This window comes from Dactylosporangium sp. NPDC049140 (genome assembly GCF_040648435.1).
On sequence record NZ_JBEZDS010000023.1, the window covers coordinates 1 to 15883 of the forward strand.

Here is a 15883-nt window from a genome sequence, read left to right on the forward strand (position 1 = left end):
TCACCGCCCACGACGCATCCGTCAAACTGTCACGACGAACCACCAACCCATCGTCACCGATCACCACCTACATGATCGGCAGGACACGCCCTAGTCGGTCCGGATGGTTGCCACTCGATCGGGCGAAACGTTGATGGCTGGCTGCCGGGTGGGCGTCGTCAGCCGCGAAATTCCTCCAGACGATCCGGCGACCAGATCTTCTTGGCCAAAGCATGCACAAGCTGGATTCGTTCCTGCACCGCACTGAGGTCGAAGGAGTCGAACGGCCGGAACGGCAGTTCCTCGCGTTTGGCGAAGGCACGGAACTGTGGTTGATGCTTATACGCCGCATTAGTCAGGCTGGCGGCGTAGAGGTTCTGCTTGGCGTAGTGCGGTGCTTTCGCCGCGAACGGCAGGTCCTGGTAGCTGCGGTTGACGTCCGCGGGCAGCAGCACGAGTGCGCCGACGTGGCCGCGGTAGTACCAGAAGTCGTCCTCGTCCGGGAACGCGTGGGCATGAGGTGCGTAGTCGGCTGCCCAGATGTGCTCGATGTCCTGCGGGTTCTTGACCGTCCGGTCGACGTAGTGGGGGAACTGGTCGGCTCGGCCCGACCCTGCCTCGACGTAGGCGGTAAGCCGGGCTAACAGGTGGAAGATGTAGCGCCGGGTGAACTGGTTCAACACCAGCCCGGAGATGCCGTCCCGGTTGCGTGAAGGGTTGCCCTCGAACGTCGCCTCGTCATCGGCCAGGCGGTCTCGCAGCGTGTCGATGAGATCGTCCAGCGGCTTGTTGCGGATGTCGCGGCACAGCATCCACATCGTGTAGCTGACGTTGGAGTAGGACACCCGGATGTAGTTCACCACGCGGCGCATCAACCAGATGTCGAGGTAGGTGGCGGTCACCCCCATCTTCCGACGTACCGTCGTGTCGTCGTCACCGACCGCCAGGGGTGCCAGCAGCACAGTACTCTGCCACGTGAAGTCGTTGTGGGTATTGTAGAAGACGGCCTCCAATCCCGGGGTGTACCGGCGGCCCGCCTCGAGGATCTGCTCATAGGCTCGAGCGAAGAACGGGAACTCCTCGGTCATCAGCAGGAAGTTGCTCTTGGCATCACCGACGCGTAGCCGCGTGGCCTGGTCGCGGATCCAGCGGTGGAACGTTGTTCCGATCAGTTCCCAGTCCTTGTCGGTGGCGCCCGCCTTCCGATCACGGATGGTCTCGGAGTATTGGGCCCGTAGCCACGTCTTGATGAAGACGGCGTCGCGTTCTGGGTTGGGGTCCGGTTCCCAGGAGGTCAGCGTGCGGACCGTGCGTCGCCAGGTCTGGTTGGCGGCGGCTCGTTGATCCTGGTCCTCGATCGGAGCAAGCAGGTATGCCTTGAGCATGTCAACCGGGCTCAGCGGCTTGCCGCGGTCGTTCATCGTCTCGAAGATCGCATATGCGTCGGCGTCGGTATCCGCGACGATTTCGATCAGGCCGACGCTGTTGATGAACCAGTAGATGAAGTTCGGCACCGTCGTGCTGAGCTCCTCGATGACGCCTGACTCGTGGATGTCCTGGTAGCGGCGGATGATCGCCTGCGTCGACTCGTCGCGGCCGTCGGCGGTGAAATCCTCGCCGTGGAAGAGGGCACGGATGGCCGGCAGTCGATCCGTGATCTTGAGGTTGAAGTTCGGCTGCCCGTAGTTGTCGGAGAAGATCAGCGATTCGATCGTGGCTGCCACCGGGTAGCCACACCGCTTCGCTTCACGGTAGAGGTAGATCAGGAGCAGAGTCAGCGACGTCACGCGCTGCTGGCCGTCGACCAGGAAGTCGACGTTCCCGCGTCTGGTCACGATGATCGAGCCCAAGAAGTACGTCGGGTAGCCGGCCACGGCGCTCGGCTCATCCCCGTCACGGTAGGCGTTCTGGAATCTGCCGAGCAGGTCGGACAGCAGTTCCTCGATGTTCGACGTGTCCCACTTGTACTCGCGCTGGTAGTCGTCCACCGAGAACGTTCGGCTCTGCAACAGCTGGGCGACGGTCCGGTAGTGAGGCGTGATCGCGCCCATCAATCCTCCAGGTCTGCCGTGTTGCGGAACGGAGGTCCTATCCTGTCCCCGAACGACGCGGAAGGGAATGTGCCGCGCGGGAAGTTCGATCGGGAGCGCCTGCTGGACGGTTCGCCGCCACGCCCGTCAGCTCCGCAGCGATCGACGTCGTCGCCGCATGCAGTCGTCGCAACTCACTGACGGACGGCGCCTCCTCGTAGCAGTGGTGATGGGTGGCCTGTGACAGGGCGGCCCACGTGTACGCGGCATGTCGCGCCAGTTCCCGGGACAGGTGCCGGTGCAGCAGCATGAGCAGCTTGAACCGGCCGCTGCCGTGGTCGGCGATCGCCGGGGCGGTCTGTCATTACAGAGATTGAATCGTCAGGTTTAGATCAAGGCTGGCACGGCGTGTTGACGTGACCGTGGTCGATGGGTGGCGTATCTGGTTCCTCCGTGGCCCTCGGTTGATGGGACTGGGGTGGTGGTTCAGGTGATCGGCTGTGGGAGTGCGGCCAGGCGGGTGAAGGCGTTGGCTAGATCTGTTGCCCAGGGCCAGTTTTCGGCGATACGGAGCCGGGTTCGGCGGCCGCTGCGGGTGATCCTGGCGGCAACGTGGAGCAGCCGGTAGCGCATTTTCTTCGGTTCGGCTGTGGCCAGATCGCGGTGCAGGAGCAGGGTTTTGGTCCAGGCGAGCAGGTCGATGGCGGTCAGGGCAAGTTCGAGCCAGGCCGCGTTGATGGCGAACTCGCGGGAGGGGAAGCGGCCCAGGCCGGGGTGTTTGCCACAGCGGATACGGTCTTCGACGCGGGCGTGGGCGCGGTGGCGGGCTTCGAGGTACTGGATCGGGCCGTGGCCGTAGGGGGTATCGGTGATGACGAGCTGGTGCCGCCAGCCGACGGTGTGGTCGAACAGGGACAGTTGCGCGCCGGGGTGGGGCAGTTCGCGGCGGACGATGACGCGGGTGCCGTCGGGGTGGGCGGTGGTGTCCGTTGTGGCCCACCGGGGAGGCCACCCAGCAGCAATGCCTCCAACGGCTCGCCGACGCCGGCTACCGGCAGGCCGTGACCTACCATCCGGCGGACCGGTTCTGGCGGCTCCAAGCGTACGAGACGGCCATCTTCGGGACACTCAGCCTGCTGCTGGTCGCATTCTGTTTCCTGCGGATACGGCCCCACTGAGCCGGGGCCGGCGGCTGCGGGCGGACCGGTCTTTCCAGGTGGCCTCCGGCGGAACGCGCCGCTCTGCTGTTCGTCGAGGCCGGCGATGACGGGGGCGGCGTGCGTGGTGAACCAATGCCGCAGATCGGTGTCGAGGGCCGCTGCGGCGGGGTCGGCGGTGCGGAATGCGCGGTGGAACGGGCCTTCGTCGAGCAGGCCGACGGTGCGGATCTGCCGTTCGATGGCGGTGCCCGGGATGACGCGGAGACGGCTGCGGGCCATGAACTGTGGCACCCGGTAGCGGCCGAAGTCGTTCAGCGCGACGATTTCGGCGGTCAGGCGGGGCAGGGTCTGCCAGGGGTGCCAGAGGATGTAGCTGCCGACCACGGTCACCCCGGCCGCATCGGCGGCGGTGACAATCTTCCGTAGATGCGTGAGGTCTTGGCGTTTGGCGTAGAGCCGATGCAGCGTGTCGGGGTTGAGCGACTCGACGCCGATGAGCATCGCGTTGCCCGCCAGTGCGCCACGGCCTGTCAAGACGGGCCCCACAAGACGCTAACGTCGAGCAACGATCGGCGCACATCTTGTGATATCGATCGGCCCGGAAGAGACTGTCAAAGCAACTTCGAGCACAATCAGAGCAAAGGAGACCCCGGTGGCGCTACTGTTCCTCGGCAAGGACCCCGAAAGCCCGAACGGCGACTCGCCGACCGTCTACCGCGACGACGAGACCGGCAACTACATCGTCCAGGGGTGGAAGGTCACAGATCCGGTGCGGCTGGCCCAGCTCAACCTGCCCGAGCACGAGACCGTAATCGAGCTCCCGCCACGCATGTTGCAGTTCTTTTCGGAGGTGAACGGTGGCGGCGCCAGCCATTGAGGATCTGCTCCGCCGGTGCGAGAACACCGCCGTCCACCTCGAAATGCGCGACGGGTACGACCCCACCGACCCGATGTACATCGCCTGGCAGGACGGCCATCGGGACGACCCCGCTGACCGCGCCTCCTGGTGGCGGCCCTGGCTCGACGTGATCGCCGAGACGACCCGCCGGGGCGTCGAAATCCGCCGGGCCAGGATCGTCTCCGAGCCCATCAGCGAATACATCCGGTTCGAGTACGACGGCACCTTCACCAACGTGGCCGCCGGCGAGCAGATCAGCTGGCTACCTCGCAGGCAAACCACCGATCTGGCCCTTCCCGGCAACGACTTCTGGCTCCTCGACGGCACGCTCCTACGGGTGGGGCACTTCAACGGCATTGGGCAGTCGACCGGCCACGAGATCGTCACTGACCCCGACGTGATCAAGCTGTGCAGCCTGGCGTTCGAAGCCGTGTGGGACCGCGCGATCCCGCACGAGCAGTACCAGCCCGCGTAACGTCGAGCAGCAGAGTCGGCCCGTGGCATCGCCATCGTCGAGCGCCCGCGAAGCACTTCAAGCGCTCGGGCGTCGCCTCCGTGAGATTCGAATCGACGCGAACATTACGGGGCGGCGCCTGGGCGGCGACGTCGGCTGGCACGAGTCGAAGGTCAGCAAGATCGAACACGGCAAGACGACGCCTACCCCCGACGACATCCGCGCCTGGTGCGCCCGCTGCGGCGTGCCGGAGCAGGCAACTGAGCTGATCGCCTCGCTGCACGCCGTCGAGGGCATGTTCGTCGAGTGGCGGCGGATGGAACGGACCGGGCTGCGTCAGGCGCAACAGCAGGTCGTGCCGCTGTGGGAGCGAACCCGCTCGTTCCGGATCTACAACCCCCGCCTGATACCTGGGCCAGTCCAGACGCGCGCGTACATCGCAGCGCTGCTGACCGGGCTCGCGGCCCGCCGCAGCATCCCCGACGACATCGAAGCCGCCACTCAGGTCCGCCTCGACAAGCAGCGTGTCGTCCACGAGGGCGATCACCGGTTCGCGATCCTCCTGGAGGAGAGCGTCCTGCGCTTCCCGATCGGCGGGCCCGAAACGATGGCCGGCCAGCTAGGGTACCTGCTGACGGCCAGCTCGTTTCCGTCGGTGTCGCTCGGCATCGTCCCGCTCGACGCGGACCGGTCGACGATGTGGCCGGTCGAGGGGTTCTGGATGTTCGACGACGAGACCGTCACCGCAGAACTGGTCTCAGGCCACCTCACGATCACGCAGCCGCACGAGATCGCGATGTACGCCGACGCGTTTCGCCGGCTGGCCGACCTTGCAGCCTACGGGGCCGACGCTCGGGCGTTGATCACCCGCGCGATCGAGGCGGTCGACCACTCCCGCGGCTGAGTTGGAGCAAGTTCGAGCACACTCATTGAGGTCGTGCTTTCCGTAGCCCTAGCGTCACCTGCGAGGGTCGATGGCGGACGGCGAGTTCCCACCGACCCGGAGCGCGGCGGGCGCAGGTCGGCGGCAGCACAGTCGCCCCGGCTGAACACTCCGCCAAGGGGCCACGCCCGCCGCGCACCCAAAGACCGGGGGCGGCTGATGCTGCGCTGGCTGTCGCTGGCCGCCCCCATCCAGCTATTAGGCGCGACGTATGGATCTCGGGACCGCGGTCGAACAGCGCGGCCCAAATTGGTTGGCGTGTAGCAGGTCGGCCCAGCCGGAACTGTGGCGGTACGCCGCGCATGTCTGAACACACCTGCAAGTTGCAGGAATCCTTACCACGCAAGGGAGATGTGGGGCGTGTTGCTGGCTGATGACTTCTATTGCGTGGCGTACGACGACCGGACCGGCCGTTCTCGGCTGCATCCTCGGGTGCTGGGATTCGGGCTGGCGGGTGCGTTGCTGGGCGAACTGGTGCTGTTCGGGCGGGTGACCATCGACTGCGGCATCCTCACCATCATCGACCGCCGCCCGCCGTCGGACCCGCTCGCGCACGCCACTCTCGCGCACGTGACGACCTACGTGCAGCACCGTGATGTGCGGACCTGGCTCGCGTTTCTGGCTCGGACGGCACCGGATGCGGTGGTGCGCCGGCTGGTCACCGGCCGGGTCCTGGGGCGGGAGGAACACCGCCGGCTCGGCCTCCGACGGGTGTCGTATCTGCCGGCCGACGTGAACGCCAAGAACGCCATGGCGTGGCGGCCGGTCCGGCTGGCCGGCCGGTTGAAATCGCCGGAAAGACTCGACGTGCCCGACGCGATGCTGGCCGGGCTGGTCGGCGTCACCGGTCTGACCGGCGTGGTGTTGTGGCAGCCGGAACTTCGCAATGCCGGGACGACCGCATTGTCCAAGGCGGTTGCGGGTCTGCCCCCGCCGTTGCACAACCTGCTGGCGCATGTCGAGGCCGCGGTCGGTGACACGGTGCTCGCCCCGCACTGACCTGCCCCGCCCCCGTGGCCACAGCCCGTAACCCAGCATTCGCCGCTGGCCATGCCCTTCCTGTGCCGACCCCCCCGGTCGGCTGCTTCCTCAATTCCCCCCGGAGTGCTGTGATGATGCAACCTGGCGTGTTGCCGCGAGTTGATGTTGTAGCCCGGACGCTGGCCCGGGATCGCCTTGGCGTGCCGGCGGTGGTGTTCTTCGTGATGTCGGCTGCCGCGCCGCTGACCGTGGTGGCGGGCCTGGTGACGACCGGGTTCGCGGTGACCGGCGTGACCGGTATCCCCCTCGCGTTCCTCGTAGTGGGGGCGGTTCTGGCGCTGTTCTCCGTCGGGTATGTGGCCATGGCGCGGCGCGTCGCCAATGCGGGCGCGTTCTACGCCTACGTCACCCAGGGTCTGGGTCGCCCGTTCGGGGTCGCGGCGGCGTGGCTGGCGCTGGTGGCCTACAACGGGTTGCAGGTGGCGTTGTACGGGCTGATCGGCGCCGCGGTGAAACCGCTCCTCAGCGACTGGGCCGGCATCAACGTGCCGTGGTGGGCGGTAGCGCTGATCGCGTGGTCGGTGGTCGCGGTCCTGGGCATGCTGCGGGTCGACGTCAACGGCAAGGTCCTCGCCTTGCTGCTGCTGGCCGAGATCGCCGTCATGGTGGTGTTCGACATCGCCGATCTGCTGCACCCGGCGGGCGGCACGGTCACGTTCGACACCCTCAAACCGAGCAGCCTGTTCGTATCGGCGGTCGGGGCAGTGTTCGTGCTGGGGTATCTCGGGTTCGTAGGGTTCGAGTCGTCGGTGGCCTTCGCCGAGGAGTGCAAGGACCCGCGTAGGACGGTGCGGGTGGCCACCTACATCTCGGTGGGGCTGATCGCCGGCCTGTACGCATTGTCGGCGTGGGCGATGTCGGTCGCGGCCGGCCCGGATCAGATCGTCGCCGCGTCGCGGGAGCAGGGTCCGGAGGTGGTGTTCAACCTGGCCGCCGCGCAGCTCGGCGGCCCGGCCGCGGACGTCGGCCACGTGCTACTCGTCACCTCGGCGCTGGCGGCGCTGATCTCGTTCCACAACCTCATCGCCCGATACACCTTCGCGTTAGGCCGGGAGCATGTGTTGCCCGGCTGGCTGGGCACCACCTCGCACTCCGGCGCGCCGCAGCTCGGGTCGATGCTGCAAAGCACGATCGCCCTGACCGTGATCATCATCTACGTGGCGGCCGGCTGGGACCCCGTCAGCCATCTGTTCTTCCTGGTCGGCACCAGCGGCGGCTACGGCGTGCTGCTGCTGATCACGACCACCGCCCTCGCGGTGATCGTCTACTTCGCCCGGCACCGGACCTTCGACACGGTGTGGCGGCGGCTGGTCGCCCCGACCCTCGCCGCGATCGCGCTGCTGATCATCACCGCCCTCGCGACCGTGAAGTTCGACGTCCTCCTCAACGTCGCGGCCGACTCACCGCTGCGCTGGGTCATCCCGGCCGGGTACGTGGCCGTCGCGCTCGTCGGCGTCGGCTGGGCGATGATCCTCAAGACCACACGCCCGGACGTGTACGCGACCATCGGCCTCGGCGCCAAGGCTGCCACCGCCGGGCTCGGCCTGACCGCGCCCGGCCCGCGGCCCGCGACCGACGCCGGCTGGACCGCGGGTACTGGTGTGGCGGGCGGGCCGGTCCGATGACCCGCCCGCAGATGCGGGTCCCGCTGCTGTTCACCGCCGCTGGGCCCGGCGACGCGCACCTGGTCGCGGATCTGATCGCGACCGCGTTCCAGCCCTTGGAGGTGGCGGCCTGGCTTGTGGCGGACCCGGACGAGCGGTTGCGGGCGCTGTACGCCGATTTCCGGATTGTGGTCGAGCACGCCATCGCCCATGGCGAGGTGTGGATCACCGGCAACCAGGGTGGGGTGGCCGTGTGGCTGCCCCGCACCCCGGACACGCCGGTGCCGGAGATCGGCGACTACGCGCGGCGGGTGTGGCTGGCCTGCGGCCGGTACACGGGTCGGTTCACCGCGCTGGACGACGCGTTCGCGGCCCGCCACCCGACCGCGGCCCATCATCACCTCGCGGCCCTGGCCGTACACCCAGACCGGCGGTCCTGTGGTCTGGGCTCGGCGCTGCTCACCGAGTACCACAGCCGCCTCGACCGGACCGGGATACCTGCGTATCTGGAGGCGTCCAGCCGGCACAGCCGCGCGTTGTACCTGCGCCACGGCTACACCGACCACGGCCAGCCGATCCACCTACCCGACCACGGGCCGCAGCTGTGGCCGATGTGGCGGACCCCGCAACCCACGCCCAGCCCCAGCGACGGCGACCCCGCCGGCGCCTCCCGCGGCAGCCGAGCGGAGTGCCCACAGTGACCCCAGATCCCGCACACCGGCCCGACACACAACCGTCCGAACACCCGAACCCGGAGCGGCCGGCACGTTCGGCGGGTTCGCCTCGCCGGTCCAGCCCAGCCGACCAACGGCCTTCGTTGACGGCATTCCCGCTCGAGGCCGTTTGGACGCAGCTCGGCGCGGACGAGACGCGGCACCGGCCCGATGTGGTGAACAGCCGGCACGTGTCCGTCCGCGTCTTCGACGACGAACGCCGGCACACGTCCGGCATCGGTCGCGGTCGGGACCGGGGATCGGTCACGTGACGGCGCGCCGGACCCGGGGTGGGCTGCGCCTTGATGGCGTAACCGGGTCCGGCGCGACGGGCCGGGTCCACCGGACAGCACCCGGCCATGGCGGCGGCGACGTCTCAGACGTTGCACCCGCGCCGCCGCGGTGGCCTCCGTCCGTGCCAGGCGGAGGCCACCTCCGGCACCACGGGACCGGCCGCCACCGGCACCGGCACACCCGTGGTCGTCACACAGGCACGTGGCGGCGCACCGCAGTGACGTCAACCGGTCGGCCCAGCCATTCGGGGAGCAGCCGCGGGACACCACCGTTGCTGCGGCGGAGGCCCACACGTGGCGGCGTTACCCGAAACGTACGTGGCGCTGCTGCGGGCGACGGCACTCGTTCCTGCAGCGCTGGAAGGTATCCGGCAGCTACCCGCTCCCACCCAGGACTGTGATGACCGCTTCCGTACAACCAGACGACACTGCCGATCCGTTCCACCGGATTGACACCTCAGTGGCGCACCCAGCCCGCCGGTACAACTACTGGCTGGGCGGCAAAGACCATTTCGCTGCCGACCGCGCATCCGGCGACGCCATCGCGAACGTGTTCCCGGCGGTGCGCACCGCCGCGCTGGAGAACCGCCGGTTTCTGCACCGCACGGTCGCCTACCTGGCCGGTACCGCCGGGATTCGGCAGTTCCTCGACGTCGGCGTCGGTATCCCGCTGCCGCCGAACACCCACGACATCGCCCAGCGCATCGCCCCGAGCTGCCGGGTCGTGTACGTCGACAACGACCCGATCGTGCTCACCCACGCCCGGGCCCTGCTCACCAGCCACCCCCACGGCGCGACGGCCTACGTCGACGCCGACCTGCGCGACCCGGTGTCGATCCTGCGCCACCCGGACGTGCACCGCACCATCGACCTGGCCCAGCCGGTCGGGTTGCTGCTGATCGCCGTCCTGCATTTCCTCACCGACGAGCAGGCAACCCGAGCCGTCGCCACACTCCTTGACGCGCTCGCCCCGGGCAGCTACGTTGCGCTCAGCCACGGCACCACCGACTTCTGGACCGCCGACACCGCAGCCCAGGTGCCGCAGCTGCAACGCGGCTCCGAGACGCCGTACCGGCCCCGGTCCCGTGAGCAGATCGCCGGCTTCGTCGCCGGTCTGCACCTCGTCGACCCCGCCCCGGCCACACCGGCCCCCGCGGCGGGTACCACCACACCGACCGGCCAGCCCGGCGCGCGGCTGGTGCCGGTCGTCCGGTGGCGACCCGACCGCGACGACGGGCAGGACCTGCGCGACGACGAGGTGGCCTGCTACGGCCTGGTCGCCCACATCGCCGGGCCCGTGCCGCAGCCCGGTTCCGCGCCGACCGGTTCGGCGCTGTTCTCGTCACGGCCGGCGAGGCCGGCCAGTCAGGACGGCGTGCACCCGTGATGGTGCACCGCATCGGATCGGCGCCGTCGTCGTGCATGGGAAGACCCGGCGCGTGTACCGGCGGCCAGGAAGCGCCGTCGCCGACTTGCCTTGGTTCGCCTCGGCGACCCGCGAACCCTGGCCGGTTCCAAGGACGCGACCGCGCCGACCCACACCGGCCCCGGCCCCGGCCCAAGGCAGTCCGGCAACCCACGCGGCCGCCGCATCCGCCCGCACCGCTTCCAGCCCTGAATGACCGACCGGTACCCGGCCGGGACGAGCCCGAGTGCAGTCCACGAGGAGACCGATGGACCACGACGACGTCGAGCGACGCGATCACACCACCGCCCCGATCGGGGGCACTGATCCGACCACCGGCAGCAAGCGGCTGGCTCGTGCACCGCGCCGAGCGGTCACCGTCGCCGCCACTGCAGCGGCTGTCGTTGCCATCGTCGCCACTGGCGCTGCCGTCGCCGGGCGGATCGGCAACCACGCTACGACGCAGCTCGCCGGGCCGGCTCCCACTGCGGCGCTCGGCCTCACCGAGTCCGCCGGTGCCGCCGACTCGAGGGACCTGCTGGAACGGTTCGCCGACGACCTGATCCACGGCCCGGCCGACCCGGTCCGAGACCGGTTCGAATACATTAGCGCGCGGATCTGGGACCCGGCCGCCGCGCCGAGCGCCGCGTCCCCGGACGGTGCCGGGCCGGCGGTCCGGCGCACCCAGCTGTGGACCACCGGCCGTGCCGATAGCCGCACCGTCGAACTCGACGAGACCCACGGCTGCCGGCTCATCGCCGAACAGACCGGCAACGAACTCGGACCCTTCGACGGGCCGATGTCCAGCGACCCGGACGCCGTCCGCCGGCAGATCCTGCACGAACCCGTAGCTCCCGGCGCCGTCCCGGACGTCTGGGGACAGGTCGCCGGACTGTACAGCCAGCGGTTCGTGCCGCTGGCCACCCGGCAGGGCATCCTGCGGATGCTGGCCCGCCAACCTGGCGTCAGCGTGCAACCGCAGCTCACCGACCGTGCTGGACGCATCGGCGTCGGCGTTACCTGGATGTATAAGCCGCCGATGCCCTTCACCGTCGCCAAGACCTTGATCTTCGATGCGGCATCTGGGCGGCTGCTGGCCAGCCACAGCCGCACACAGCGGCGGCCCGGCGCGACACCACCATCGGATCCGACCGGCGGCAACGAGACGTATCTGCTGATGGTGACCAGCACGTACACCCCAGACGTGCACACCCCGACGGTCGGGTGTTCCTGATGACCGCACCGGCCACGCAGTTCCCGGCGTGCGCTCGCCGCCGCACGTCACGGTGGCGCGAGTCTTCCGCTCGCCGACCCGTCAACGGTGATGCCGGTGGCATCACCCCCGTCATGCGCCGTCGGCACGCGCGGCGTTGAGGAAGGCAGGGGCATGAGGATGCGGATCGGCTACAGCATGTGGGGGTTTCTCGGCCCGGGGGTCCTCGACACCCCCGACGGTGCGCGCAGCTACCGCCGCGCCGTCGTCGACGGGCTCCGCGGCGCCGGGCACCAGGTGGTGTTCCTGCAGCAGGACCGGGACCGGGTCGAAGCGGGCGATCTGGTGCCCGGTTTCCGGTGGGACGACGGGCTGCCGCCCCTGGACGCTCTGGTGTTCGAGTGGCGGTGGCGGCTCCCGGGCCGCAACGACACACCGTGCGGCTCGGCGGGGCACACCTGCGACCTGCACCGGCAGGTCGAGCTGCTGGAGCACTACACGCGGGCGGCCGGGACACCGACGCTGGTGTGGGATTTGGACCGGCAGCTGCAGCCCGACGATCCGGTCCGCGGCTTGCCGAACGTCGTCGTGGCCGACTTCGCGTTGCGGCAGGTACCGGGTGTGGTGTCCCTGCCCTGCCCGGTCCCTGACGTGCTCCTCGACGCGGCCGACCCGGCCGCGCTGGTCGCGCTGGACCGGCCGACCGACCTGGTGTACGTCGGTAACCGCTACGAGCGGGACGCGGCTTTCGACAGGTATTTCGTGCCGGCGGCGCGGAACCTGGTGCATGAGGTGGCCGGGAAGTGGGCCGGTGCCGGGCGGTGGCCGCAGGTGCGGTTCACCGGCCGGGTGCCCTATCCGCAGGTCGTGACGATCCACCGGCGGTCGGTGGCGACGGTGCTGCTCATGCCGGACCGCTACGCCTCGGTCGGTGCGATGAGCTCGCGGCTGTTCGAAGCCGTGACCGCCGGCTGTCTGCCGCTGGCCACCGCGGAACTGGCCATGGCGGACGTGTTCGTCCCGCCGCAGCTGCACGTCACCGACGCCGCGGACGTGGTCGACCGGGTGCGGTGGCTGCGCGGCATCCAGGGCACGGCCGAACACGCCGCGGTCCTGGCGCAGTGCCTGCACCGGCTCGAGCCGTTCCGGGCCTCCCGGCACGCCGCCGCCCTGGACCAGCTGCTGCGCGCGATCCCCACCCCGGCACAGGCCGGCGACATGATCCGGCCGGCCTGTAGACCAACGACGAGGAGTTGACCATGCTGACCCCGGCGACGTTCACCACCTTCACCGACGCCTATCTCGCCGTCCTGCGCACGATCGTCGACGAGCCGCACGCCGTCACCGCGGGCCGCGGGAAAGACGCCTGGGAAGTCCCCAACGTCAGTTTCCGGCTGACCGACCCGACCGCCCGGACCCCGTATCTGGCCGCCCGCCGCGCCAACCCGGTGTTCAACATCGCCGAGTTCCTCTGGTACGTCGCCGGCCGCGACGACATCGACATGATCGGCTACTACGCGCCGCGGCTGCGGCAGCTGTCCCCGGACGGCACCCGGCTGACCGGCACCGCCTACGGGCCGCGGCTGTTCACCCCCGGCGGCACTGACCGGCGCAGCCAGTTCGAACGCGCCCTGGACCTCACCGTGCATGAACCCGACAGCAAACGCGCCGCCATGCTCATCATGCGACCCGACGAGCTCGAAGACCCGCACCACCCGGACGTGGCGTGCACGCTCGCGCTGCAGCTGATGCTGCGCGGCGGCCGGCTGCACATGACCGGCTACATGCGCGGCAACGACGCCAAAATCGGGCTGCTGTGCGACGTGTACTCGTTCACGATGATCCTCGAATTCGCCGCCCGGCTGCTCCGCGTCCCGGTCGGCACCTACACCCACCACGTCGGGTCGATGCACATCAACACCCTCGACCTCGACCAGGTCCGGGCCATCCTCACCGAAGCCGACACAGCACCCGCCGCCGGCCCGTTCCCACCCGATCCGATGCCGGCCGACACCGACTGGCCGGTCATCGACCTGGTCCTGCACGCCGAGGAAGCGCTCCGCGCAAACCGCTTGCCGATGCCACCGGCCGACGTCTCCGGCATGCCGCTCGCCCCGTACTGGCAGCGGATCGTGCTGCTGCTGGAGGCGTACCGGCAGATCCAGCACACCACCGGCCCGGTCACCGCAGACGTGCTCGACGCGCTGCACCCCGGACACCGGTGGCTGCTCACCCAACGCTGGCCGGACCGCGTCCCGGCCACGGCCGGCCAGCCCCGATGAGCGCCGAACCCGCCACCGCCCGGGCCACCGCAGCCGTCCCGACACCCGACGCCGGCCGGTACGATCTACCGCCGGTGGTGTGGGCGGACTGGACCGTCGTGCTGCTCAAACCGGACTGCGTCCGCCGCGGCCTCACCGACCCGGTACTGACCTGGATCGAACAAGCCGTCCGGCTCGTCGACGTGCGCCCCGTGCAGCCGGCGATGGCGCAGATCTTCGCCCACTACGACGACATGCTGCCGCTGTCGCAGCAGCTGCGCAGGAACGTACCGGCTGAACTGCTGCGCATCTTCGTCGGCCATACCGTCGTCATCGCCCTCGGCCACGGCCCGGACGCCACCGTCCGGGTGCGGGCCATGGTCGGGCCGACCGACCCGGCAGCCGCGCCGCCCTCCACCATTCGCGGCCGATTCGCCGACGACACGCTCCGCCGCGCCGTGGCCGACGGGCGGCTCGTCGACAACCTCATCCACACCTCCGATCACGGCGGGGTAGTCGAACGCGACTTCCGTATCTGGTACGGCACGGCCTGCACCCACCTGCTGCACCCCGAACCCGCACCGCTGCCCAACTCTTCAGGAGGCACCATATGACCCTCGTCGACCTCGGCATCCCCGGCATCGGACGCACCGCCAAACAGCTGCCGATCATGCCCGCCGACGACCAGGCCGGCCTGGACCCCTACATGGCCACGATCGTCGGCTACCGCAAATCCGGGCTGTCGCTCAACCACATCATCGGCTGCCCGCTGGACTGCGGCTACTGCGTCCGGCACTTCTGGGGCAACTTCGACGACAAGACCCCACACCTGCTCGTCCCCACCGCACAGGCCATCGACATGCTCACCACCCACCCCGGCTTCGAACCACACCTGACCCCGATCCAGCTGTTCAACAAAGCCACCGACCCGTTCCTGCCCGGCGTCAAACCGCACCTGTTCCAGGTCCTCACCGCCCTCGATGCGCGCGGCTACACCAACCACGTCCTGGTGATCACCCGCTTCACGATCACCCCGGGGGACATGGCCGTCCTGGAGTCGCTGCGGCACCTGCGGGTGACGCTGCTGCTGACCTACAGCGGCATCCGCGACGAGCGGATCGAACCGATCGCCAAGTCCACCATCACCCTCACCTCGCTGCGGACCGCCGCCACCCACAAACAGCGCACCGGCCTGGTGCTGTACTGGCGGCCGATCGTGCCCGGCTGGAACACCGACCCGGCCACCATGGCCCACGTCCTGCACGCCGGCCGCGACGCCGACGCCATCGTCTACACCGGCTACTACCACCAGCAGACCAACGACACCTACCTGCGCTCCCTCGGCGTCGAGGTGCCGTTCAGCCCCGACGACTACCACCGGCGCAAAACCATGTCCGACGAGCTCGACGCGACCGTCGTCGCGGCCTGGCGCGCCTCCGGCATCCGCACGCCACTGTTCCGCAAAACCAGCTGCGGCGTCGCCTACACCCACCATGCCGCCGACTACAACGGCCACTGGGGCGTGCCCGGCCTGTGTGACATCTGCCCCGCCCAGCAGCAGCAACGCTGCGCCACAGCCCACACCACACCAACCACCACGAAGATGGATGCCGTACTCGACCGGCTCGGGCACACCGGCGTGCCCTACCGCATCGACAACGGCCACGTCTGGGTCGCCGGGCTCACCGAGATGGACCGCTACCCGATCCAGCACCTGCTGCAGTACCAGATCTGGAACGTCGACTCGCCACACTTCACCGGGGCACACGGCCGATCCCCGCACGGCCATACCATCAACCCAATAGACCTCGCCGCCGTCGAGGCCGCGACAGCGGAACTGACCCTGGCCGCCCGCATCGAAGACGACTGACCACCCCAGCCACTCCGGG

Annotated in this window: 14 protein-coding genes and 1 pseudogene; 13 read left to right on the forward strand and 2 right to left on the reverse strand. The window is 69.2% G+C overall.

Features of this window, described 5'->3' with window-relative positions; translation table 11 throughout:
- Positions 1 to 158: 158 nt before the first annotated feature.
- Together AB0B76_RS31290 and AB0B76_RS31295 are read right to left on the reverse strand one after the other, a co-directional pair.
- On the reverse strand, positions 159 to 2030 hold the full coding sequence (locus AB0B76_RS31290) for a DUF262 domain-containing protein (RefSeq protein ID WP_360382224.1): 1872 nt from the start codon (positions 2028 to 2030) through the stop codon (positions 159 to 161).
- Positions 2031 to 2495: 465 nt separating this feature from the next.
- Positions 2496 to 2981: pseudogene (locus AB0B76_RS31295) on the reverse strand (transposase); the annotation flags it as partial.
- A 320-nt stretch (positions 2982 to 3301) separates the two neighbouring features.
- Here AB0B76_RS31295 and AB0B76_RS31300 point away from each other — a divergent pair.
- From AB0B76_RS31300 to AB0B76_RS31360, 13 genes are all read left to right on the forward strand, one after another.
- Positions 3302 to 3595 (forward strand): hypothetical protein, encoded by a 294-nt coding sequence (locus AB0B76_RS31300; RefSeq protein ID WP_360382226.1) that lies wholly within the window; start codon positions 3302 to 3304, stop codon positions 3593 to 3595.
- A gap of 226 nt (positions 3596 to 3821) precedes the next feature.
- Positions 3822 to 4046, forward strand: coding sequence for a hypothetical protein (locus AB0B76_RS31305; RefSeq protein ID WP_360382228.1), 225 nt, complete (start codon positions 3822 to 3824; stop codon positions 4044 to 4046).
- Positions 4027 to 4542, forward strand: coding sequence for a DUF6879 family protein (locus tag AB0B76_RS31310; protein ID WP_360382229.1), 516 nt, complete (start codon positions 4027 to 4029; stop codon positions 4540 to 4542). Before AB0B76_RS31305 ends, AB0B76_RS31310 begins: the two co-directional genes overlap by 20 nt.
- Before the next feature lie 22 nt (positions 4543 to 4564).
- The gene (locus AB0B76_RS31315; protein WP_360382231.1) at positions 4565 to 5425 is read left to right on the forward strand and encodes a helix-turn-helix transcriptional regulator; all 861 of its coding nucleotides are present in this window, start codon (positions 4565 to 4567) and stop codon (positions 5423 to 5425) included.
- 390 nt (positions 5426 to 5815) lie between these two features.
- Entirely contained in the window at positions 5816 to 6463 is a 648-nt protein-coding gene (locus AB0B76_RS31320) for a GPP34 family phosphoprotein (protein WP_360382233.1), read from the forward strand.
- A 113-nt stretch (positions 6464 to 6576) separates the two neighbouring features.
- A complete protein-coding gene (locus tag AB0B76_RS31325) occupies positions 6577 to 8130 on the forward strand; it encodes an APC family permease (RefSeq protein ID WP_360382235.1) in 1554 nt (517 codons plus the stop codon).
- Positions 8127 to 8810: a GNAT family N-acetyltransferase gene (locus tag AB0B76_RS31330; protein WP_360382236.1), complete on the forward strand. Its 684-nt coding sequence runs from the start codon at positions 8127 to 8129 to the stop codon at positions 8808 to 8810. The genes AB0B76_RS31325 and AB0B76_RS31330 overlap by 4 nt, the downstream gene beginning before the upstream one ends.
- A gap of 705 nt (positions 8811 to 9515) precedes the next feature.
- Positions 9516 to 10502 (forward strand): SAM-dependent methyltransferase, encoded by a 987-nt coding sequence (locus AB0B76_RS31335; RefSeq protein WP_360382238.1) that lies wholly within the window; start codon positions 9516 to 9518, stop codon positions 10500 to 10502.
- Positions 10503 to 10788: 286 nt separating this feature from the next.
- Entirely contained in the window at positions 10789 to 11754 is a 966-nt protein-coding gene (locus AB0B76_RS31340; protein ID WP_360382240.1) for a hypothetical protein, read from the forward strand.
- A gap of 159 nt (positions 11755 to 11913) precedes the next feature.
- Entirely contained in the window at positions 11914 to 12990 is a 1077-nt protein-coding gene (locus tag AB0B76_RS31345; protein ID WP_360382453.1) for a hypothetical protein, read from the forward strand.
- Positions 12991 to 12992: 2 nt separating this feature from the next.
- Positions 12993 to 14015: a thymidylate synthase gene (locus tag AB0B76_RS31350; protein WP_360382242.1), complete on the forward strand. Its 1023-nt coding sequence runs from the start codon at positions 12993 to 12995 to the stop codon at positions 14013 to 14015.
- Complete coding sequence (locus AB0B76_RS31355; RefSeq protein WP_360382243.1) at positions 14012 to 14608, forward strand: nucleoside-diphosphate kinase; 597 nt, start codon at positions 14012 to 14014, stop codon at positions 14606 to 14608. The genes AB0B76_RS31350 and AB0B76_RS31355 overlap by 4 nt, the downstream gene beginning before the upstream one ends.
- Positions 14605 to 15864, forward strand: a complete 1260-nt coding sequence (locus AB0B76_RS31360) for a hypothetical protein (protein WP_360382244.1) — start codon at positions 14605 to 14607, stop codon at positions 15862 to 15864. The genes AB0B76_RS31355 and AB0B76_RS31360 overlap by 4 nt, the downstream gene beginning before the upstream one ends.
- Positions 15865 to 15883: the final 19 nt, after the last annotated feature.

Coding starts and splice junctions, on each gene's coding strand:
- AB0B76_RS31335 (WP_360382238.1), top strand. CDS start 9,516: ATGACCGCTTCCGTACAACCAGACGACACTGCCGATCCGTTCCACCGG.
- AB0B76_RS31350 (WP_360382242.1), top strand. CDS start 12,993: ATGCTGACCCCGGCGACGTTCACCACCTTCACCGACGCCTATCTCGCC.
- AB0B76_RS31290 (WP_360382224.1), bottom strand. CDS start 2,030: ATGGGCGCGATCACGCCTCACTACCGGACCGTCGCCCAGCTGTTGCAG.
- AB0B76_RS31320 (WP_360382233.1), top strand. CDS start 5,816: ATGTGGGGCGTGTTGCTGGCTGATGACTTCTATTGCGTGGCGTACGAC.
- AB0B76_RS31355 (WP_360382243.1), top strand. CDS start 14,012: ATGAGCGCCGAACCCGCCACCGCCCGGGCCACCGCAGCCGTCCCGACA.
- AB0B76_RS31345 (WP_360382453.1), top strand. CDS start 11,914: ATGCGGATCGGCTACAGCATGTGGGGGTTTCTCGGCCCGGGGGTCCTC.
- AB0B76_RS31360 (WP_360382244.1), top strand. CDS start 14,605: ATGACCCTCGTCGACCTCGGCATCCCCGGCATCGGACGCACCGCCAAA.
- AB0B76_RS31340 (WP_360382240.1), top strand. CDS start 10,789: ATGGACCACGACGACGTCGAGCGACGCGATCACACCACCGCCCCGATC.
- AB0B76_RS31300 (WP_360382226.1), top strand. CDS start 3,302: ATGCCGCAGATCGGTGTCGAGGGCCGCTGCGGCGGGGTCGGCGGTGCG.
- AB0B76_RS31330 (WP_360382236.1), top strand. CDS start 8,127: ATGACCCGCCCGCAGATGCGGGTCCCGCTGCTGTTCACCGCCGCTGGG.
- AB0B76_RS31325 (WP_360382235.1), top strand. CDS start 6,577: ATGATGCAACCTGGCGTGTTGCCGCGAGTTGATGTTGTAGCCCGGACG.